This is a genomic window from Paenibacillus sp. FSL E2-0177, assembly GCF_037992975.1.
GTDB classification, from domain to species: domain Bacteria; phylum Bacillota; class Bacilli; order Paenibacillales; family Paenibacillaceae; genus Paenibacillus_AQ; species Paenibacillus_AQ odorifer.
The window spans coordinates 1,855,281-1,877,041 of record NZ_CP150307.1 but is presented as its reverse complement, the minus strand read 5'-3'; the positions used below and the strand labels follow the sequence as shown (position 1 = coordinate 1,877,041).

The 21,761-nt window shown below is 43.4% G+C and carries 16 protein-coding genes; 4 read left to right on the top strand and 12 right to left on the bottom strand.

Annotated elements, in window-relative coordinates; all coding sequences use genetic code 11:
- Nucleotides 1-1,187: 1,187 nt before the first annotated feature.
- From MHI25_RS08265 to MHI25_RS08245, 5 genes are all read right to left on the bottom strand, one after another.
- Nucleotides 1,188-2,219: a glycoside hydrolase family 130 protein gene (locus MHI25_RS08265; RefSeq protein WP_036675546.1), complete on the bottom strand. Its 1,032-nt coding sequence runs from the start codon at nt 2,217-2,219 to the stop codon at nt 1,188-1,190.
- A 76-nt stretch (nt 2,220-2,295) separates the two neighbouring features.
- On the bottom strand, nt 2,296-3,129 hold the full coding sequence (locus tag MHI25_RS08260) for a carbohydrate ABC transporter permease (protein ID WP_076126321.1): 834 nt from the start codon (nt 3,127-3,129) through the stop codon (nt 2,296-2,298).
- Between the two features lie 3 nt (nt 3,130-3,132).
- Complete coding sequence (locus tag MHI25_RS08255) at nt 3,133-4,014, bottom strand: sugar ABC transporter permease (protein WP_036675555.1); 882 nt, start codon at nt 4,012-4,014, stop codon at nt 3,133-3,135.
- Between the two features lie 136 nt (nt 4,015-4,150).
- Nucleotides 4,151-5,518, bottom strand: a complete 1,368-nt coding sequence (locus MHI25_RS08250) for an extracellular solute-binding protein (protein ID WP_076134055.1) — start codon at nt 5,516-5,518, stop codon at nt 4,151-4,153.
- A 319-nt stretch (nt 5,519-5,837) separates the two neighbouring features.
- A complete protein-coding gene (locus MHI25_RS08245) occupies nt 5,838-6,617 on the bottom strand; it encodes a response regulator (protein ID WP_076126317.1) in 780 nt (259 codons plus the stop codon).
- 296 nt (nt 6,618-6,913) lie between these two features.
- Between MHI25_RS08245 and MHI25_RS08240 the strand changes: the two genes are divergently transcribed.
- The 4 genes from MHI25_RS08240 to MHI25_RS08225 all read left to right on the top strand — a co-directional run bounded on the left by MHI25_RS08240 (nt 6,914) and on the right by MHI25_RS08225 (nt 11,680).
- The gene (locus MHI25_RS08240) at nt 6,914-7,864 is read left to right on the top strand and encodes a 1,4-beta-xylanase (RefSeq protein WP_076184711.1); all 951 of its coding nucleotides are present in this window, start codon (nt 6,914-6,916) and stop codon (nt 7,862-7,864) included.
- 21 nt (nt 7,865-7,885) lie between these two features.
- Nucleotides 7,886-9,100, top strand: coding sequence for an AGE family epimerase/isomerase (locus MHI25_RS08235; protein ID WP_340395236.1), 1,215 nt, complete (start codon nt 7,886-7,888; stop codon nt 9,098-9,100).
- Complete coding sequence (locus MHI25_RS08230) at nt 9,100-10,272, top strand: glycosidase (RefSeq protein WP_339172473.1); 1,173 nt, start codon at nt 9,100-9,102, stop codon at nt 10,270-10,272. Before MHI25_RS08235 ends, MHI25_RS08230 begins: the two co-directional genes overlap by 1 nt.
- 505 nt (nt 10,273-10,777) lie before the next feature.
- A complete protein-coding gene (locus MHI25_RS08225; RefSeq protein ID WP_076126309.1) occupies nt 10,778-11,680 on the top strand; it encodes a manganese catalase family protein in 903 nt (300 codons plus the stop codon).
- Nucleotides 11,681-11,742: 62 nt separating this feature from the next.
- Here the strand turns inward: MHI25_RS08225 and MHI25_RS08220 are convergent, their stop codons facing one another.
- From MHI25_RS08220 to MHI25_RS08190, 7 genes are all read right to left on the bottom strand, one after another.
- Nucleotides 11,743-12,303 carry a GNAT family protein gene (locus tag MHI25_RS08220; protein WP_076184714.1) on the bottom strand — a complete coding sequence of 187 codons (561 nt, stop codon included), beginning with the start codon at nt 12,301-12,303 and terminating at the stop codon, nt 11,743-11,745.
- A 71-nt stretch (nt 12,304-12,374) separates the two neighbouring features.
- Nucleotides 12,375-13,439 carry a LacI family DNA-binding transcriptional regulator gene (locus MHI25_RS08215; protein ID WP_340395235.1) on the bottom strand — a complete coding sequence of 355 codons (1,065 nt, stop codon included), beginning with the start codon at nt 13,437-13,439 and terminating at the stop codon, nt 12,375-12,377.
- Nucleotides 13,440-13,484: 45 nt separating this feature from the next.
- Nucleotides 13,485-14,795, bottom strand: a complete 1,311-nt coding sequence (locus MHI25_RS08210) for an ABC transporter substrate-binding protein (protein WP_340395234.1) — start codon at nt 14,793-14,795, stop codon at nt 13,485-13,487.
- Nucleotides 14,796-14,817: 22 nt separating this feature from the next.
- Nucleotides 14,818-16,698 (bottom strand): sensor histidine kinase, encoded by a 1,881-nt coding sequence (locus tag MHI25_RS08205; RefSeq protein WP_340395233.1) that lies wholly within the window; start codon nt 16,696-16,698, stop codon nt 14,818-14,820.
- 169 nt (nt 16,699-16,867) lie between these two features.
- Nucleotides 16,868-19,054, bottom strand: a complete 2,187-nt coding sequence (locus MHI25_RS08200; RefSeq protein WP_248547696.1) for a methyl-accepting chemotaxis protein — start codon at nt 19,052-19,054, stop codon at nt 16,868-16,870.
- Nucleotides 19,055-19,373: 319 nt separating this feature from the next.
- Nucleotides 19,374-20,705, bottom strand: a complete 1,332-nt coding sequence (locus MHI25_RS08195; protein WP_036675585.1) for a U32 family peptidase — start codon at nt 20,703-20,705, stop codon at nt 19,374-19,376.
- A 99-nt stretch (nt 20,706-20,804) separates the two neighbouring features.
- Nucleotides 20,805-21,737, bottom strand: a complete 933-nt coding sequence (locus MHI25_RS08190; RefSeq protein WP_076126299.1) for a peptidase U32 family protein — start codon at nt 21,735-21,737, stop codon at nt 20,805-20,807.
- Between the last annotated feature and the right edge of the window lie 24 nt (nt 21,738-21,761).

Genomic DNA, 21,761 nt, shown 5'->3' with positions numbered 1-21,761 from the left:
AGCTGAATATGTGTGTTTTCCTCTTAGTTGCACTTTGTACAACTAAAAAACAGTAAAAGGAGCTTTTGGAGGTTACTTGGCTTATATAGTTGCACGAAGTGCAATTATATCGCCTAGTAAACAAAGAAATGTTAGTTTAAGTGCACAGAGTGCAACTATTTACGTCAGAGCCATAGAGTAACTTAGCAACAGACTGACTGAGGTCGCCAACTGAGCCACATTCACCACTCACTCGCTGCTTGCCTATTACCTCCACAACTAATTATATTCCACGTACCTACTACCTTCTTATTACCTCTACAACCACTCACATTCCACTTATCCGCTATCTTCTTATTGCCTTCACAACTAATCACACTCCACGTACCTACTACCTTCTTATTACCTCTACAACCACTCACATTCCACTTATCCGCTACCTTCCTATTGCCTTCACAACACCCACATTTCCATCTCGCCTATTAACTTCTTTATAATCGGCACAGTAACAGCTTCTGGCTGGATAGTTGTACTTTGTGCAGCTATATTTCAGCTGAATATGTGTGTTTTCCTCTTAGTTGCACTTTGTACAACTAAAAAACGGTAAAAGGAGCTTTTGGTGGTTACTTCGCTGATATAGTTGCACGAAGTGCAATTATATCGCCTAGTAACCAAAGAAATGTTAGTTTAAGTGCACAGAGTGCAACTATTTACGTCAGAGCCATAGAGTTGTACTTTGTGCAGCTTTATTTCAGCTGAATATGTGTGTTTTCCTCTTAGTTGCACTTTGTACAACTAAAAAACGGTAAAAGGAGCTTTTGGAGGTTACTTCGCTGATATAGTTGCACGAAGTGCAACTATATCGCCTAGTAACCAAAGAAATGTTAGTTTAAGTGCACAAAGTGCAACTATTTACGTCAGAGCCATAGAGTGACCAAGCCACAGAGTAACTAAACAACAGAGTGATCAGAATCGCCAACAGAGTCGAATTTCCTCCTAGCCTGCTACTTATCTATTACAGGCGATAATGTGTCGTTCTGTTGTACATTCTGCAACAGAACACGGAGGTCGCACAAGGCAACCTCCGCACTGAGCACACCCAACAACATTCAACACACCAAACCCAAAACACTTCTTGCAAACTCTACGCTACGCAATTCTCCGGAACTCTAGCAAGCTCACTGAAAATATAGGTCATTAAGTCCAATTTAGATTTTTCCTAAACCTGCATCATCGCCAACCTCTTCATGGGTTTCGATGACATAGTTGACGATTTCATTAACCGTTGTATAAGCAACGCCTACATAAGTATCAGCCGCGCCATAATAGATGGCGATACGGCCGGTTTCTGCATCATGCAGAGTAGCACAAGGGAATAGGACGTTATTCACAAAACCTCTTTCCTCGTACCATTCTTCTGGCGTTAATACAAAGTTCTTCGAGCGATATTTTACTTTCGAGGGCTCATTGATGTCCAAAATAACCGCTCCCATACTATACACAAGACCATTGCACGTTCCAGTTACGCCATGGTAGAACATCAACCAGCCTTCAGTAGTTTCAATCGGCGCTGGTCCGCCACCAATTTTGACACTTTGCCACCAGCCTTGACCACCCTTGGTCATTACATGGCGGTGTTTTCCCCAATATACGAAGTCAGGGCTCTCACTAAGGAATACATCACCAAATGGCGTATGGCCACTGTCACTTGGACGGGACAACATCACGAAGTTGTTGTTGATTTTTCTAGGGAACAGTACGCCGTTCCGGTTGAATGGCAGGAATGGGTTTTCCAAGCTGATAAATGTTTTGAAATCTTGTGTTTTTGCTACCCCAATAGCTGCGCCGTAGAAATCTGTACACCAGATAATATAAAATGTATCTTCAACCTTCACCAGACGTGGATCGTAAGCATAACGCGGCTGATAAGGATTACCTTCTTCATCTATAAATCGGATCGGCTCATCATCGATTTTCCAATCCAAACCATCCACACTATGTCCCATACGCAGATGCGGACGAGTAGTGTTATCTTCTACACGAAATACACCAATAAAACTGCCTTCATACGCAGCAACCGCACTATTGAAAATACGGGCTACACCTTTTGCAGGATTTCTTTTGATAACCGGGTTATCATTATGTCTCCAAATCGGATTTTCGTAGCCAGCAGGCTTTTCTTGCCAAGGCATGTTCGGGATGTTAATTGCACTTGCTCCAACCAATTTTACTTCACTCATTAGTTTTCCCTCCAAATGTATGCAACTTTTCAGTATGCTATTTTATCTAGTACTGTTATTAAATTTACTGTCGAGCTCACTTTACAGAACCTTGTGAAAAACCATTGTAGATATATTTTTGCAAGGCGGTAAACACAACCAATGTCGGTATAATTGCGATCATAATCGCCGCACATATTACTTCCCACTGCGATCCATATGGACCTTTAAACTTGAAGAGTGCTGTGGAGATCGTTTGCAGATCTGTTTTCGGCATATAAAGGAAAGGGGTGTAAAAATCGTTATAAATATTAACACCCTTCACGATCACTACAGTTACAATCGCCGGCTTCAACAGTGGCAAAATAATTCTCCAATAAATCGTCCAATAAGAAGCTCCGTCCAGCATCGCGGATTCATCCAGTGACTCGGAGATCGAATCCAAAAACTGCATGAAGATATAAACAGCGATAATATCCGTGCCCAAGTACATAACAATTGGTGCCCATCTGGTATTAAATAATCCCAAGTGATTGATGATTTGGAAAGTAGCTACTTGTGTAGTTACGCCTGGAATCAGGGTAGCAATCAGGAACATACTAATTAGGATCTTACTGCCTTTAAATTTGAAGCGCGATAAAATATAAGCCATCATCGAACCCGTCAACGTAGCACCCGCAATAGAAATCACAACGATAATGACAGTATTTTTAAAACCGAGCAGCATTTTTCCGTCTACAAAAGCCTTAGTGTAGTTGGAGAAATTCAACCAATTCTCTGGCAGCGTTAACGGTCCGGTAGAAGCATATTCGGCTCCGGTTTTTAATGAAGCGAAAAACACGACCACGATAGGTATCAAAGCTACAAGTGCTCCCAAAATCAAGGTGAGATATTTGAATATACTAGCAGTGGTATATTTTACAGAATGCATAGTTTATTTCTCCTCCTTGATCAGAACGCGCTGCAAAATAGTAACTATGATAACAATACCCAGCAATACCACGGCCATCGCCGATGCCAAACCAACCTTGCTGTATTTGAAAGCTACATCGACCGTCTGAATTACGAATGTACTACTTCCGTTAGATCCGCCTGTCATGACGTATGGAATTTCGAATACCCCAATGGCGCCACTAACCGCAAGAATCAAGTTCAATTGCAGAATACGTTTAATGCTTGGCAAAATAATATGCATAAACTGATGCCATCTGTTTGCACCGTCAATTTCAGCGGCCTCATAGATATCCTTACCAATAGAAGAAATAGCTCCGAGGAAAATCAGGAAGTTCATTCCCATGTATCTCCACAGTGACGCACCTGCGAGCGAGAAGTTGATCAAGTTAGGATTCAGAAGCCATTTCTGCTGCAGACTGCCAAGCCCAATCAGATTAAGAATCGTATCTAACGTTCCATCTGGTTTGAAAAAGAACAGGAAGATAAAACCGATTGCTACACCGTTTAGCAAGGTTGGGAAGAACAAAATCCCTTTAAACAAGTTTTTCATGCGAACACTAAAGCTCAAGATGGTTGCAAAATACAAGGCAAGTGCCATCTGAATAAAGGTGGTAAAGAAATAATACAAGCTGACCTTAAACACAGAAAAATACTCAGGTTTCGTAAAAATGGTCTTGTAGTTTTCTAAACCGACATATTCCATATTTTTGCTCAATCCATTCCAACTGGTGAAGCTGTACCGAAACATACTGATGACTGGATAATAAGCGAATGTGAGCAGCAACAATATCGGCACTAATGAGAATAAGATGATGATAGCGATTCTTTGATTTTTATAGCTCAAATTTGAAAACTTAAACACCCGATACACCTCCAGAAAAAGCATCCTCAATTATTTATGACTCGTTTAAATGTGAAGGGGGAAATGCTTGTTAGCATATCCCCTCCCACATTCACTACCGCCTAACCACCTATAGCATCTAAGAAGCTTATAGTTGTTACTGTGCTGTGACTTTAGCGCGAGCGGCTTTCCACTTGTCGTTCAGGTCTTTCATGATGTCATCATAGGATTCTTTTCTGTTGCCAATCGCTGCTTCAATAATCCGTTTCTTGAAGTCTGGCTGCCAAGCACCGATTTCAGCTTGTTTGTCGATTTCATCAGACCAGCCTTCTTCGCCAGCTTTAGCAGGAGCAAGAGTATCAAAGGTTACATCTGTACCTTCATATTGTTTCAGGATTTCTGGAAGCTCTGCACCGATAGCCGGGCTCATACCGCCGCCTTCAGTTGTAGGGTAGTTAGATTCGTTGATGAACCAATCCACCCAAGCTCTAGCAGCTTCTTTGTTTTTACTGTGCACGCTGACACCCAGATTGTAGTCCCCAGCAAGCGGCACAAGGATTTTATCCGCATTGGTTGGGAAAGGCATAAATCCAACATCGTCTGGATTTGTAGCCAGGCCTTTGATTTGGCCAATTGCCCAAGATCCAAGCACCATAGTCCCAATTTTTCCGTTGGCCAGATCAGCTTTGGAAGATTCCCAGTCTGTTGTAGTTGGATCTTCTTCAATCAAACCTTTTTGTGCTGCATCGTACAAAATTTTGTACAATTCATAGTGTGGTTGACCCGCTACATAGTTGTCGTCGCTAGCCACTTGAGCAATGTTCACATAATCACGGTCACCAGCTACTGTAGCCAGATCCGCTTCCCATTGTGTCAATGTCCAGCCTGCTGCGTAATTTGTGTAAAGAGGAACAGCTTGTGTTTTGTCTTTAATAGTCTGCAGGGCAGTCAAGAATTGTTCAGGGGTTTTGGGAACCTCTGTAATTCCGGCATCTTTGAAGACTTGTTTGTTATAGATAATCCCGTTAAAGTTGATAGTCATCGGAATACCATAGGCAACTCCGTCTACTGCACGTTCTTCCAGCCCTGTGTATTGTTTGCTCATTTCTTCAAGCTTGCCAAGGGGTTCGAAGAAATCAGGAATATCTTTTACAGCTATGCTAGTAGGTAACAAAAGAACGTCGCCATAATCACTAGTGCTCATACGAATTTTAATTTGATCTTCGTAAGTAGCGAGCGCTTCAAAGTTCACCTTTACATCAGGATATTTCTCATTAAATTTAGCCGCATACTCTTTGAATACGGTATCAACAATATCTGTTCTTTGCGTTATGACTGTGATATCCCCTTTGATATCCTTGGCTGCTGTACCATCAGCTGGAGCAGTTGCCTCTGCTGAAGAACCATTGTTTCCTGTGTTTTTAGCAGCTTCATTGTTAGTGTTGTTGTTTGAGGAACAACCGCTAAACAATCCCGCCACAAGTGTTAGTGCCATCAAGCCCATCATTGTTTTGCCTTTTTTCATGCTGTTACGACCCCTCTCTTCAATTCAACTCTAGTTTTAGGTAAATAACAAAAATAATAACTTTTATCATCACTCATAACTTGAAAGAGTAGCCATTAATACCGGATTATCTGAATTACTCTTGAAAACAAGTGATGATATCGCTTACAAACCCATTATAAATCTATTTTCGACGCAAAACGATGGTTTCAATTGCTTTTTCTGGTCTTGTATTTGTTATTTTTGTTTTACTTATAATAATTTTGTTATCTAATTTATAAAAACATCCACAAAAAAAGAGAGCTTTTCGCCCTCCTAATAAATAACTTCCTATATATGCCTAAAACTCACGTTCAATTTTCGGGAATTTACAGCCGCTTTTATAATCCTTAGGTGTCATACCACACATTTTCTTGAACAATTTATTAAAATATACCGGATCGCTATAACCCACCTTCTCGGCAATTTCATAATTTTTCAGGTCAGGATGCTCCATTAGCAGTTCCTTTGCTTTAGAAATTCTAATCCGAATCAGATAGTCTGTGATCGTCTGCCCCGTCTTTAATTTGAACAAACGGCTGAGATAACTCGCATTCATGCCCACCATCTCCGCTAGACGTTCAAGCTCGAAGTTCTGATCATACTCTCTCTCCAGAATACTTTTTGTCTGCTCAACTACATAATGTTCTCCACCATCCGCAGCTTGTGAGAAAATCTCCTCATGCTCCGTCACGGTCTTTTTCTTTACATCCTCTACTCTCTTAAGCAGTTCATATAGCTGAGTCTTATCAATCGGTTTAAGCAAATAATCCATCACCCCATGACGGATCGCTCGACGGGCATATTCAAATTCACTAAAACCGCTAAGGACAGCAATAGGGATATCCTCCATATGGTCTCTAGCCTGTTCAATCAGCTTAAAACCATCCATTCTAGGCATTTTGATATCTGTAATAAGCAGATCTATATCCTCCCGGGATAACTTTTCTAAATGTTCCCAGGCTTCCAACCCGTTGCCGTAAGATCCAATTACATGTACGTCTATTTCCATTCTGGATGTGATTTTTTCGAGCCCCCTGCGAATGACTTCCTCGTCGTCCGCAATCATAACATTTATCATTTGAGTAATTCCCTCCAGTTGTATCCGCCAGTTATTATGATTGCGCTATCATCACGAATAGTATCTCCCCATGTATTACGTCAATGTACGATTGCGCCCTTTTATAGTCTTATATTTACTATAACTAAAGTTATTCAAATTTCCCAGCTTCAACTACAAATTGTCCTTGAAATCATCTGCGAAAAAGTATATAACTAAATTAAGTTGTTATTATAAACTAACAAAACGATAATAACTATCTAACAAAATGAAGATTGCTAATTTTTCTATTTTTGTGTGTAAAGTGAGGATTCTCGATGATGTTAAACAACGAATACATTGCAGGCGTAACCTGGGGTTTCTCGGGTAGACGTGGTTCATGGACAACAAAAGAAGCTGAGTGTTCGCTGGAATTAATGTCCTCTGTCACCGGAGCGAACTGGACGGCCATTGCGCTCAGCGCGCTTCAAGCTACCGCTCATTCTACGGAAATCCCTTACTGGGAGGCTCCAACCGTTAGCGACGAAGAAGTTAAATGGGCTATCAGCAAAGCGAAGTCACTGCAGCTAAAAGTATGCCTGAAGCCGATTGTTAATTGTGCTGACGGAACTTGGCGTGCCCATATTAACTTTTTTGATAAGGATGTCCCTTGCGAGCCTAAATGGTCTGAGTGGTTCAGCTCTTATACTAAATTTATTCTGCACTATGCCGCTATCGCTGAGGAAACAGGCTGTGAAATGTTCTGTATTGGCTGTGAGCTTGTACAGACGGATAGACGCGAAGCCGAATGGCGTTCGCTTATTGCCGAGGTGCGGAAGGTCTACTCAGGTATTCTTACTTATAATTGCGATAAGTATCAGGAGGATAACGTAACCTGGTGGGATGCGCTCGATGTGATTTCTTCAAGTGGGTATTATCCAGCTAGTGATTGGGAGGCTCAGCTCGACCGGATTGAGCAAGTGGTGCGCTCACAGAATAAGCCGTTCTTTTTCATGGAAGCAGGTTGCCCAAGCCGGAGCGGGAGCGCTGCGATTCCCAATGATTGGACTTTAAAGGGCGAACCAAGTCAAGAAGAACAAAGTAAATTCTATCAGGCAATGTTTCAAGGCTGTGAGCACAGAGATTGGGTTCAGGGCTTTATGCTCTGGGATTGGCCTACTCATCTTTATCCAATTGAAGAAGCAGCACAGAATGATGATTACTGTATGTACGGTAAGCAAGCCGCTGGGATCATCAACGAATATTTCACCTCAAAAATCACCAAATAATGTGAGGAGTGACTGATTACAATGATTAATTCACCAGAATTATGGTTGACCCAACTTGAGGATGAGCTGAAGGATAATATTCTTAGTTTTTGGATGAAACAGACGAAGGACGAAGTGAACGGCGGTTTTATAGGTGAAATCGACAATCAGCTGAACATTACTCCTAACGCAGAGAAAAGCCTTGTGCTTAATGCCCGGATTCTTTGGTCCTTTGCGAGCGCTTACCGGATCTACGGTAAACCGGAATATCTGGCGATGGCAGAACGTGCTTATACCTATCTGATGGAACACTTCATTGATAAAGAGTATGGCGGATTATACTGGATGGTGGATGCTGAGGGCAGACCTTCTCAAGAGAAAAAGCAGATCTATGGCCAATCCTTTGCTATCTACGCACTGGCTGAATTCTACCATGCGACCGGACGTCCAGAGGTCTTAGAGGATGCGATTCAATTATTCCAGCTAGTTGAGAAATACGGCTATGATTCTATTTATAAAGGTTATGTCGAAGCTTTATCACGGGAATGGCAAATCACTGATAACCTCAGTCTCAGCAGCAAGGATATGAATGAAAAAAAATCTATGAATACCCATCTGCATGTTCTGGAAGCGTATACCGGTCTCTATCGAGTATGGAAGTCGGAGGAACTAAAGAGCACGCTAACTGAGCTAATCGAAACGATGCTGGATCATATCATTGATCAGGAAGGCCAGCATTTTCATCTTTTCTTAGATGAAGCATGGAATGTGAAATCAGATATTATCTCCTACGGACATGACATCGAAGGAAGCTGGCTGCTGGTGGAAGCTGCTGAAACCCTTGGAGAAGAGCAGCTGCTGCAGCGTGTGCGAACAGTCGCTGTCTCCATGGCAGAAGCCGTTCTTGCGGAAGGTATTGATAGCGATGGAGGGATATGGAATGAAGCTGACCCAAGCGGGCTGCTGAGCAAAGATAAAGATTGGTGGCCGCAAGCTGAGGCGGTTGTTGGATTCTATAATGCTTATCAGCTGACTGGTAACAGCAAATTTAATGAGGCTGCCCAAGCCTCCTGGACTTTTATCGATAAATACATGGTGGATCACAAGCTGGGTGAATGGTACTGGGGCGTGGACGAGAACCTTCAGCCCCTGCCTCACGGATCAAAGGTTAGCGCCTGGAAATGTCCTTATCATAACAGCAGAGCCTGCTTCGAAATGATCGCACGACTGAAATCAACTATAAAGGAGACTGTCTAATGTCATCATTATTCCAAGAACGCAAACAACAATTAACAGAACGTTATGAAGCCCTGATCGCTCGCAAGAACGAAAAGCTTCCTTATGGAAACGGCATTTATGACCGATATGCTCATCCACTGCTAACTGCTGAGCATGCGCCATTAATCTGGCGTTATGATTTTAACCCAGATACCAACCCTTATTTTGCCGAAAGAATTGGCGTCAACGGCGTCTTCAACCCGGGTGCTATTGCACTGAATGGCAAATTCTATCTTGTTGCTCGCGTGGAAGGCAATGACCGAAAATCTTTTTTCGCTGTAGCAGAAAGCGACAATGGCGTAGACGGCTTCCGCTTCTGGGATCATCCAGTTGTGCTGCCGGAGACAGAAGTTCCTGATATCAACGTCTACGACATGCGCCTCGTAAGCCATGAAGATGGCTGGATCTACGGCCTCTTCTGTACAGAACGCAAAGATCCAGAAGCCCCACATGGTGACCTTTCTAGCGCAGTAGCACAGTGTGGTATTGTTCGCACCAAAGATCTGAAGACCTGGGAACGTCTGGCGGATCTCAAAACAGGCTCTGCTCAGCAGCGTAATGTCGTGCTCCACCCTGAATTTGTAGATGGAAAATACGCTTTCTACACTCGCCCACAAGATGGCTTTATCGATGCAGGTTCCGGTGGCGGTATTGGCTGGGGACTCTCGGATACAATTGAAGATGCCGTAATTACCAGCGAGACTATCATGGACGAACGCTACTACCATACCATCAAGGAAGTTAAAAATGGCCAAGGTCCAGCTCCAATCAAAACTGCAAAAGGCTGGCTGCATATTGCTCATGGTGTACGCAACACAGCTGCTGGACTCCGATACGTGCTATATGCTTTCTTGTCTGACCTGGATGAGCCAAACAAAGTTACTCATTCACCTGGCGGTCATTTCATCGCACCAGACGGTGAAGAACGTGTCGGTGATGTCTCCAATGTCGTGTTCTGTAATGGCGTGATTGCACGTGATAACGGTGAAATCTATATTTACTACGCCTCCTCCGACACTCGTATCCATGTGGCTACAACTACCGTTGACCAAATGTTAGATTATGTGCTGAACACTCCAGAGGATCCCCTTCGTTCTTATGCTTGTGTACAGCAACGTATTGCTCTTATTGATCGTAATTTAGCATTGTAAAAAAAGTTCATAAACCCTAAAAATCAACAGAGCAGCGATTCTCCTATATTAGGAGGATCGCTGCTCTGCGTTTTGATCATTCACTGTTTGCTTCAAGCGAATATCAATCATCCAGAATAACTTAAGGACTCTGATGACGCTATTCACATGTATTTAGCCTTCAAAGTAAGTTTTCGGACTCCAGGGGCGCTATTCCCTGAAAAGAGTCCCATTTGGGGCGTTTTCTAGGCCGATAGCTGCGCTGGAGTCCGTTAGCATTGTAAATATCGGATAATACTGCATATAGGGTCTGCTGTGTCCGTTAGCGGGTTACTATGCGTATTTGATTGCGTATTTGATTGTGGTTTTAATTGCGTATTTGATAGTATTTGCCGTTTGCCTTTTCGACACAAAAAGCCTTTTACATGACGCACATCCATACTTTTCAGCCCATTCATGAGTAATTCCTATAGATTAAGCTCAAAATAGGTCAGTAACCCCTAACTCCAAGGAGGCTGAGATATTAATGTTCAAACGTATGGATGAAATCATGATTGAGATTCCTGAAGTTGAGAAGCCCGATCCCAATGCTGCTGCCGCTGTTCAGGAATTACTTGGCGGAAAGTTCGGTGAAATGTCGACCCTTAACAATTACCTCTTTCAATCCTTTAATTTCCGTTCAAAAGACAAGCTGAAGCCTTTTTATGATTTGGTGATGAGCATAACAGCGGAAGAGCTTGGCCATGTCGAGCTGGTTTCGCATGCCATCAACAAATGTCTTCGAGGGTCAACAAGTTATAAAGAGCCCGATTCCACCCCTCTAGGGTCCGCAAAAGATGCGCGTCTATCCTATCACTTTCTGGCTGGTGCACAAGGGGCTATGCCTTTTGATTCAACGGGGAACCCGTGGACCGGAGCAAACGTCTTTAATAGCGGCAACCTAGTGGAAGATCTGCTACATAACTTCTTCCTCGAATGCGGAGCCAGAACACATAAAATGAAGGTCTACGAAATGACAGACCATCCAGCTGCACGCGCTGTAGTCGGATTCCTTTTAGTCCGTGGTGGTGTCCACGTGGTCGCTTATGCCAAAGCCATCGAAGTGGCAACAGGTGTTAATGTAACTAAGCTCGTGCCGATTCCTTCGTTAAATAATAAATCATTCAGCGAAGCAAAAAAATATGAAGAAAAAGGCGTGCATACCAAGCTATACACCTGGAGTGAAAGTGACTTCGGCGCCATCGATCAGATTTGGAAGGGAACCCACCCAGAGGATAATCTTCCGCTTGAAGTTATTCAAGGATCCCCTAAAGGCTTTCCGATCCCCGTTGCTCCGGCAGTCGAAGAGGAATTCGCTCCCGGAATCTCCCCCGAAGACTTTAAAGAAATTGCCAAACGTCTCAAAATGGCTGGAAACATTACAGACTAATATTCATAGTGAATCTGGTGAGGAAGTTACTTACAATCTTCCTTACCCTAGATTCACTTTTTTTAATTGTACAAACTGCGGAACTCATCCTCAAGCATGGACATCAGAATCATGTTATGAAACTCTCCGTCTACATAAAGAGCATCCCGCTCCACACCGTCGCGTTGAAAACCAAGCTTCTCATAGACATGAACGGCTCTGGGGTTAAAAGTATATACACCGAGATGGATGCGATGCAGCTTCATAGTTTCAAAGCCATATCGTAGCATTTGAGTCATAGCTTCAGTCCCGTAACCCTTACCCCGATGTTCATGCCCACAAATGCCGATCCGGATATTTGCACTACGATTGTCCGGATCTATTTCATTTAGTACCACTTCTCCAATGAGCTCACCCGTGTCCTTTACTATAATCATAAGATCTACACGATCCTCGGCTGGAACACTAATCTTACGAATCCAAGCTGCCGTTTGCTCACGAGAGAAATCTCCTTGCGAACCTGTTAATTGCCCCATCTCAACATCAAGCAAAAAATTATAATAAGCCTCCAGATCGGATGCTTGCACACCACGTAGTTGAATCTGTTCGCCATCAATCTTTGGGATGGCAACTGGTTCTGTCATAACTAAATTCCCCCTTACTCAAGCAAAACTAGATTCCATGGCTTTTATATACTTTTTAAATCAACAAAGTTCTAGTCTCGCGGCTTATCCACGGAATCACGATGAACAATGTCCGCTGCGATAAGGATTTTCTCAAGCGGTGCAGAAGGATTATGAATACGGCTCAGAAGTTTCTCCACTGCGGCTCGGCCCATCGCTTCTTTAGGAACATGAACAGTTGTAAGCGGTGGAACGCCTCTTAAGGCATCCTCAATATTATCAAAGCCAGTAACCGAGATATCCTCCGGAATATTAAACCCTTCTTCCTTGAGGATGTCACTGACCGAAAGGGCTGTGGAGTCGTTAGCGCAAACCAAGGCTGTCGGGAGTGTTTTGGCTTTTTTACGCTTATTTACCCAGTTTTTAAAATCCTCCTGAAATAAGTCTTCCTCCACCCCTTCCAGAAAAAGATTCGCATCATCTTCCAAAGGCAGTCTTATTCCGCTCTCCTCCAGCGCACTCCGGAAGCCAATCCACCGGTCGCGGAAACTGCGTGAGAATCCAATATTGCCGATAAAATGTATTTGGGTATGGCCTGTGCCCATCAAATGATTCGTAAGTCGAGCCATAGAATCCACATTATTCGCAAACACGGTATCACTTGGAATTAGCGGATCTTCATGGTCAATCAACACCATCGGCAAACCAATACGGTGTACCTCAAGCAGCAAGGAAGTAGAGATTTGGCCCACACCTATCAAACCAAGGATTCCATTGGGATTCAAAATATTAACGAAATTATCCGCACGGTTCTCGGAGATAATGACCATCCCAAGCCCTTCCTGATCCAGCGCAATCGCAATACCATCCACAATTTTTCCCCAATACAAGGAATCCTGCGTCTGAGAACGAATATTCGGCATTAACACCAGCACGGATTGCTTATTCCGATCCCCGCCACCTACCGGAGGCGTGCGTTTTATACCTTGGACAAAAGCATTTTTTTGCGTAAAATAACCCAGCTGCGATGCCGCTTGAATCACTCGTTCTCTTGTCGTCTCATTAACGCCGCCTTTACCCGAAAGTGACTTGGAGACAACGAATTTGGATACGCCGAGATGATCAGCGATTTTTTGCATGGTAACCTTTTTAGCCATATATAACCCTCCAGAGAATGTCATCAAATTTATGTAGTACTAACTTTAATGCTGAGAAGTTTGTGACGCTCCTGCCCGCGCTTCCTTCCATTTTGCATTTAATTCGTCAAAAGCCTTTTGTAAATCAGGCGCAGCCAGTAACTCCTGAATATAATCCCCGGACCAAAAGGACATTTTGGCTCTATTCGCCAGCTCGATGAACGCATCACTTTGTACAGTAGCATCGAGTAGCTTAGGCTTATAAGATAAAAACTCACGATACTGCGACATAGAGGGATTCAAGCTTCCATCTGCCGGAAGAAATCCCCAATCATCTCGATAGGAAGTCTCCTTCACAAAAAAATTCAACCACGCCATAGCAAGCTCTTTGTTCTTGGTATATTTACTAACCCCCATGAACCAATCTGGATTGATCGGCGCATAATGAGCACTGCTATTATCATACGGAAACGGGAAGAATCCAATATCATCCGGGGCAGCCCCCACATCAAGGACTTGTCCAATCGTCCAATTTCCCAGTAAATACATCCCTGCTTGACCTTTAGCTAGCTTAGTCTTCGATATCTCCCAATTGTTCGAGAATAGTTCATCTTCAACATAGCCTTTACCAATTAAGGTTCGAGCAATGGAAATTGATTTCCCCCACTCATTATCAAGCTGCCACGGGCTATCCTCATTTACCATATTATTTAGATACTCTGGATTACCTGTCATATAGTTAACCAAACTGTTTCCCCATTCACGTAGAGGCCAGACGGCTCCATAATTCATATATAGGGGGATAATACCCGCTTGTTTTAATTTCGCACAAGCTTCGTAGAATTCATCCAGCGTCTTAGGAACAGTAGCTATTCCTGCTTTTTCAAATGCCTTTTTATTATAGACAATCCCAACCGTAGTAGTCCCCGTGGACAGCCCATAACGTTTCCCGTTATACGTAGCAAAAGAGGTGAAACGCTCACTAGCGGCGGTTTCTTCATCCAGCGGTTCGAAAAAATAATCCAGCTCCTTTGACGGAAGATTCACCGGAAGCAACAGTACATCACCGGCATCTTTCGTGGACAGCCGTACCAGAATATCCGTTGCATAATTGGACAAGCCTTCAAATTCCACATTGGCTTCGGGGTATCTCTGTTTAAATTGGTCCGCGTATCCTTGAAAAGTTCCGTTCTCAATCAGATCTATTCGATTGGTCATCATGACTATGGTGCCGGACAAGTCAGACTTCACCTCGTCTCCAACTGGAGGCGGAGTGGATTCCGTCTGCTTATTGTTATTGGCACAGCTACTACTCAATAACACTAAGAGAAGTAACAGTATGGTCCGCATAGTCCATTCTAATTTCAACCCCTTCAACGGACAGCCCCCTCTTATTTCGTTACTCAGGTAAGCCAATTAATTCCTGTTCCAGTAATGGCAGCGACAAAATAACATCGGTCCCTCGTCCAAGCTCACTATATACCTGGATCCCAAATGCCGCTCCATAATGAAGACGCACTCGCTGCTGTACATTTTTCATGCCTATCCCCCCGTTAATGCTTTTCTTAGGAGGACTTTCGTTCTGCAGCCCATCATTCAATTTCTCCAAAGTCTTCTCATCCATTCCGATCCCGTCGTCTTTAATATGAAACAACAGCATTTGCTCTGTAATCTCGCAGCGGATGCTTAAATGCATTTGCGGCTTATTATCATCTAAGCCATGGTAAGCTGCATTCTCAATGATAGGCTGGAAGACCAGCTTGATAATAGAGTAATTATCTAACGACTTCGGCACATCGATATCCAGTAAAAAACGGTTAGGATAACGATAGTTCAGCAGCTCGACGTAATTACGCACATACCCAAGCTCTTGCTTCAATGTCGTATTACTACTCAGATCACTTGTACTGTACCGTAGCAGTTTGCCCAGAATAGAGATCATATCCGCAGCTTCGACATCATCATTCAGCTCGGCGGTCATTCGAATGGACTCCAGTGTGTTATAGATAAAATGAGGATTGATTTGACTCTGCAGCGCATGAAGCTCTGCTTCCTTTTTCTGTTCTTCTATGCGGTAAATATCCTGAATTAGCTGCCTGATTCGGGCTAACATACGATTAAATTGATGCCCTAGCAGACCAATTTCGTCACGCCGTTTAACTCTGAACATCACATCCAGATCGCCGCCCTGAACTTTTTTCATCAATTGAATCATTTGAGTCAGCGATTTAGTAAGGGCAACGGAAAGAATAATCGAAATAATTAACGCCAGTACTATGATACTTAATGTAGCAGCAAGTGTTGTATTACGGGTCAGCTTCACATCACGCATCAGTACATCAACAGGAATAGAGATAATTACCTTCCAATTGGTTTTGGTAGAGCCAGAGTAAATATTCAACCGCTCTTTTCCGTTGACTGTATCATAAAAGCTTCCAGAAATGCCTCCAACTCTTTTGAACAAGTCTGAATCAGAAATATCTGTGGCCAGCAGCTTCTTGTCGCTGTCGTAGATGACCATTCCCTTCTCATCCACAATCAACGACTTCCCATGGGTGACTTTATCCAGCCCCGTAACTTGATTCTCCAAATTGCTAATATTCGCTTCAACCGCAATCAGCCCGATTGGATTTAACAAGCCATCCACGATTTTGCGAACAACGGTAAAAGCATATCGAGTGCTCTGCAGATTACTTGTATACGCTTGAGTACCGAACAATAATGCTTCTCCGCTGGAATCCTTAGTCTGCTGGCTCCAGTATTTATAGCTTTGCTCGAGATCGAGTCGTACGCCACCATCCTTCGCAGAATAATAACCATTTCCGTAAGCGTCAAAAATATAAACCGAGTTCGCACCTCGCTTAATATTGTTAATAAACGAAATATTGCCCTCTATCCCCCGTTGAATGGACAACAGTAGATCAAAATCACCGGGCGACAAAGCAGCACTCCCAGTTGCGCCTCCCATAATCTTTTTCTGCTCATGGTAGTTGTTCGAACGTATTAAATTCTGTTTGATATCATTCACATAGGCGGGCATAGATGAAATACGCTTCATATCTTCGATATAATCGTCTACTCCATCCATCATTTGATCGATTAATTTCTCAGAATAAGCAATGGTGTTCCCCTGAATAGATTCTGAGTAGCTCTTGAAGGTAAATACACTGATGAAGGATAGCGGGAGGGTAATGATAATTAAAAAGACGAGGAGCAGCTTGCGTTCCATGCTCATGTCCCCGATAACGGACCACCAGCCAGAGATGCGTCTACCTTTCATTTGGTCCTTCTCCTTAATACTTTTTACCTAACTTGTTATTAAATTATAACAAATACCTAACAAAGTTATTATACGGTGTAGTTCTTCATTACACAACAACAAACCGCCTCTTCATGTTGAAGAAGCGGTTTTGTTAGGTAAACAATTTAGAAATTAGTGATGAATCCACTCATTTTATAGTGAATAATGACAGCTTGTCCTTCAATTGACCTGAAGCACTTTCCAGCTTGCCAGATAATGAAACGAGTTGATCACTTACATTTTGCTGTTCATTACTGAGTGAAGCTACTTCTTGGGAAGTTGCTGAAGATTGCTCAGCTACGGCGCTAACGTTCCCCATAGCCTCTGACAACACACCTTGCGAATGATTCAGACTGCTAATCGCTGTCGTCACCGATTCCAGGCTTGTTATGAATTCATCCATCTGTCCTTTTACGGACAGGAAGATATCACTTGTACTCTTCACGGAGCTTACTTGTTCTTTAAACAGTGGTGCTACTTCGGATAATACAGCTTCCGTTTCGTTCATTTCCGCCATGATCTTATCCGTAATTCCAGCAACAAGGGCAATAGATTGTTTCGATTGGTCAGCAAGCTGCCGCACTTCACCCGCAACTACCATGAAGCCCTTACCAGCTTCTCCTGCACGAGCGGCTTCTATTGTCGCATTTAATGATAAAATATTCGTCTGTTGCGTGATACTCTTCATCACATCCAACACCTTAATTACGGAGAATACTGTCTCCTTCAGGTGGTTGACACGTTCGACAAGTGCACTTGTTTTTTCTCCAGTGCGGCTAGTCTGATCCAGCAGGTCAGTTAATTGCTTAGCACCTTGAGCACTAGCTTCACCAACCCCACGTGCTGCTTCATCCATCTCAGTGTTGGCGTATATTACAGTCTGCATTTGCGTAGCTATCACATCTGTAAGCTCATTACCTCGTTCAGCTTCAAGCGCCAGACTGCCTGCCCCACCGGCAATTTCTTCCGTAGCGGCTGCGATTTCCTTCGCAGAAATAGCTGTCTTCCGTGAGGCTTCACCAAGCTCACCAGCGGTCTCCAGCACATCCCGAGCGGTTTCTGTCGTTTGCGATACAAGCTCAGTAATACGCTCCATCATCACGTTAAAGGAAGCTGATAGCTGGCCAATTTCATCTTTAGAGACATATTCTGTACGTACACTTAGATCACCACCTGCACCTTGTACCATAAGATCCTTCAAGCGTGCTAGAGGGCGAGCAATCATACGCACCATCCAGATCCCGATTACTATGGCTAGCAGAGCCGCACCAGCAGCCGCAATAAAAGTAGTCAACAGAATCGGACGTGCTTCTTTTACTAGCTCATCTGTTGGGACTACCCCTGCCAACTTCCAATCCGCCCGGATCATTGGATTAAAGACAGCAAGGATCTCTTTCCCGTTTGTATCCTTCTCATCCAAACTTTTGTTATCCTTTTTACTTGCCTGAATAAAAGCGAACTCTGAAGGTTTACCATCGTCTTTTGAATCCGAAGAAGCTACTACGGTTCCATCAGGAGTGACAAGTTGAATTCGAGAGCCATCTCCCAGCTGTACACTTGCGAATGATTCCTCCAGCAATGTATTCTTCAACACAAGGATGACTATGTATCCTGTACCTGAGCCCAGGGTTTTGAGAGATCTTGCCATAGCAATATTTTTGTCTCCATCACCTTGAACAGCTGTCGAGAACCATATGTTCTTGGCTGCATCACCATCACCTTTAGAATAGTAGGATTCATAAGATGCAGTGTTGTCGACAATCTTCTTATACCATTCTTGTTCTCTTATGTTATCTAACTTAATGCCGCCACTGCCACTTGTAACAATGTCTTGATCAGGCGACTCCGGGATCAAAGAAACACTAAGAATATTAGAATCCGTTGTAATCTGACTGGACAACTTTTTACTTACTGCGCTTGTAGCTTCAAATTTCTCATAGGAAGATTGTGCAGTCACTAAAGACTTCAAATCTTCTTGCATCTGCGCATCAAAATAAAGCTGTAAAGCCAAGTTCTCGTACTGTTTCAAAGTAATATCTAACTTTTCTGAGGTCTGAATAATAGTCTGACGGTAGGCTTCCGATACGTTGTTCTTAATTGTCTTCTTGGCTTTTGAATAAGATAGCAGTCCAAGTGCCATTACCACAATTACAATTGCACACAAAAATATCAGGAATATCTTCACGCCAACAGATTCCATAGGATTAACTCTTTTGATCTGTCCCCGCAAATCTATCCCATTCTTCAAATTAAACTTAGGTGTCTTAACTGCCCCTTCAATCTTGCTTGTTTCCTTGTTTCCTGTGATCGCCGATTTCTTATTCTTTTTATTCATGCTAAACCTTCTCTCATTATGCTTTTCACTAATACTATCTTGATCAGGATCCCCCATCTTGATCACCTACCCGCTAATATTAGAATACGCATGAAAGCGTTAACCAATATATATATCGGCGTATTAGGTCTTTTTCCTTAGCTTTACGAGACTTTTTTTACAACTTTTAACCTATGTATGTTTAAACATAATAAATAGCTTGCTGCACCTCCTCTCTTGGAGATATTTGTTAATCCCTAATATATATAACTTATTGTTTGCTTTGTCAAAAAGAAAAACAGGGAGGCTCTTGGATGACCAAAGGCTTCCCTGTTTTTTATTAAAACTTCTTCTTACGCATCATATCAAAGTATGCAACCGGTTGATCTACCTTCATACGAATAGGTTGCAGTGGATGACGGGCAGCATCAAGCGAATTGCCTTTCTCATCCCATATTTCGCCAACCGTTTGCTTGAAGAACGTATCGTTAGGTCCAAAGAATTCTACTTCCTGACCTGGCTTAAAGTGATTGCGCTGTTGAACTAGTGCCGTACCACTTTCAGCATCATATTCAATTACAAGTCCGGCAAAATCATACGGAGCTGCTTTTTCTTCAGGCTCATAGATATGATCTTCATGATCCGGAGTATCATAGAAGAATCCTGTGTTTAGCGGACGGTTAGCCGCTTTGTTAAGCTCATCCAGCCATTCCTGCTTCAATTCATACCCTTCCGGATCTGCCATATAAGCATCAATGGCTTTACGATATGCATTAACGACAGTAGCCACATAGTGGATTGACTTCATTCGTCCTTCGATCTTGAAGCTGTCGATACCCACTTCAATCAGTTCAGGTATACTTTCCAGCATACACAAATCCTTAGAGCCCATGGAGAAGGGATTATCTCCTTGCTGATGCAGTGGAATCTGAGTTACCCCGGGAAGCAAAGGAGCTGGAGATTTCGCTTCAGCCTGCTCTTCCTCAGACACCCAAGTCCCTTCCGGACGTGCATCCTCAAACAAATCATATTTCCAGCGGCAAGACTGGCAACAGCCCCCGCGATTGGAATCACGGTCGGTGAAATGGTTGGACAATACACAACGACCCGAATACGAGGAACACATTGCACCATGGATGAAGCTTTCGATTTCAATGTCGACATGTTTTTTAATCTCAGCGATCTCTTCCAGGCTTGTCTCACGGCCCAAAACAACACGCGGAAGCCCCTCTTCCTTCCAGAAGGACACCGCTTGCCAGTTCAACGTAGACTGCTGTGTACTCAAATGCACTTCAAGACCAGGCACTAACCGGCGTGCTGTATCTACAATGATTGGATCAGCTACGATAATAGCAGCAATCCCAGCTTCATATAAGTTACGCAGGTATTCTTCAATTCCCGCGACATCTTCATTGTGAGCATAAATGTTTGTTGCAACAAATACCTTAGCGCCATATTTCTTGGCGAATTCAACACCTTCGCGCATTTCCTCGAAGCTGAAATTATCTGCGCCGGAACGCAAGCCGTATTGTTGTCCTCCGATATAAACAGCATCCGCACCATAGTGTACTGCGAACTTCAATTTTTCCAAATTACCAGCCGGAGCGAGGAGCTCCGGTTTGTCCAGACGGTAACGTTTGCCCTTATATTGCGGCTTTGTCATGGTTCCCATTCCTGTTCTCCCCTCCATCGCCCACAAAGCTAAGTCACATGCTATAAATGCTGTACCTAATCTTCGTGGGGACCTATAACCTCTTTATTTTTATCAAACTTAATATACTTGCTCTTTATAGAAAAATCCGAAGCTTAACTCCCGTTCAGGGTCCTGCACCGTTCTGATTACATCCATCCATTCCTCATTGAAGGCATAACCTTCCGGATCAGCCGCATAAAGATCTATAGCTTTACGATAAGTCTTCACAACCGTTACATTATACGCTATCGATTTCAAGAGTCCCTCAATCTTAAGGCTGTGTATACCTGCAGCCATCAGAATATGCAGATCCTCCAAAATACAAATATCATCCGAGCTCATAATATGAGTGCCGTTCTCGTCTTCATAAATCGGGAATTTCTGGTCATCTCGTTCTTCCTCAATCAGAAATAGTCCGCGTTCCTTCCCGAGACTTCCTCCATCACTAGGACGGCCTTGATGTGACATATAGCTTTCAACAAGCTTCCGCTTGGAATGGTATATATTGGTCATTCCATGAACCTGCACCTGTGCCTCAATCTCCAAAAGCGGAACCATTTCCGTCATTTCATCCATATTCAGCTCACGGGCCAGCACAACGCGAGAAGCCCCCTTGCGTCCCCAATAATTCGCTGTCGCATAGTTGGTGGAAGTCATTTCCGCATTCCAGTGCAGCTTCATTGCTGGCGCTTCTTTCTTCACAGTGGTTAACACTGCTGGATCCCCGAATTCAACACCATCAATGCCAAGCTCACCTAAAGCCTTCACATAGGCAGGAAGCTCATCCAGCAGACGGTTGGACATCAGCCCACCCAAGCTTGCATACACTTTGCAGCCTCGCGAATGTGCCATTTCTACGACAGTCGCTGTATCCTCCAGAGAGAAATGTCCAGCAAGCCGCATCCCGAAACGGTCATCCCCAATGAGCAACGCATCTGCTCCGGCATCCAGCAGAGCAGCAGCTTCCTCCAAGGACGCTGCCGTCACCAGCAATTCCGGTTTGTTAGTCATGTTGTACCTCCTACTTGTACAGTT

Bases quoted from the DNA above. Each gene is read 5' to 3' on its own strand.
- MHI25_RS08265 (WP_036675546.1), bottom strand. From the start codon at position 2,219: ATGAGTGAAGTAAAATTGGTTGGAGCAAGTGCAATTAACATCCCGAAC.
- MHI25_RS08220 (WP_076184714.1), bottom strand. From the start codon at position 12,303: ATGACAGAACCAGTTGCCATCCCAAAGATTGATGGCGAACAGATTCAA.
- MHI25_RS08225 (WP_076126309.1), top strand. From the start codon at position 10,778: ATGTTCAAACGTATGGATGAAATCATGATTGAGATTCCTGAAGTTGAG.
- MHI25_RS08240 (WP_076184711.1), top strand. From the start codon at position 6,914: ATGATGTTAAACAACGAATACATTGCAGGCGTAACCTGGGGTTTCTCG.
- MHI25_RS08200 (WP_248547696.1), bottom strand. From the start codon at position 19,054: ATGAATAAAAAGAATAAGAAATCGGCGATCACAGGAAACAAGGAAACA.
- MHI25_RS08205 (WP_340395233.1), bottom strand. From the start codon at position 16,698: ATGAAAGGTAGACGCATCTCTGGCTGGTGGTCCGTTATCGGGGACATG.
- MHI25_RS08245 (WP_076126317.1), bottom strand. From the start codon at position 6,617: ATGATAAATGTTATGATTGCGGACGACGAGGAAGTCATTCGCAGGGGG.
- MHI25_RS08230 (WP_339172473.1), top strand. From the start codon at position 9,100: ATGTCATCATTATTCCAAGAACGCAAACAACAATTAACAGAACGTTAT.
- MHI25_RS08235 (WP_340395236.1), top strand. From the start codon at position 7,886: ATGATTAATTCACCAGAATTATGGTTGACCCAACTTGAGGATGAGCTG.
- MHI25_RS08250 (WP_076134055.1), bottom strand. From the start codon at position 5,518: ATGAAAAAAGGCAAAACAATGATGGGCTTGATGGCACTAACACTTGTG.
- MHI25_RS08215 (WP_340395235.1), bottom strand. From the start codon at position 13,439: ATGGCTAAAAAGGTTACCATGCAAAAAATCGCTGATCATCTCGGCGTA.
- MHI25_RS08260 (WP_076126321.1), bottom strand. From the start codon at position 3,129: ATGCATTCTGTAAAATATACCACTGCTAGTATATTCAAATATCTCACC.
- MHI25_RS08195 (WP_036675585.1), bottom strand. From the start codon at position 20,705: ATGGGAACCATGACAAAGCCGCAATATAAGGGCAAACGTTACCGTCTG.
- MHI25_RS08190 (WP_076126299.1), bottom strand. From the start codon at position 21,737: ATGACTAACAAACCGGAATTGCTGGTGACGGCAGCGTCCTTGGAGGAA.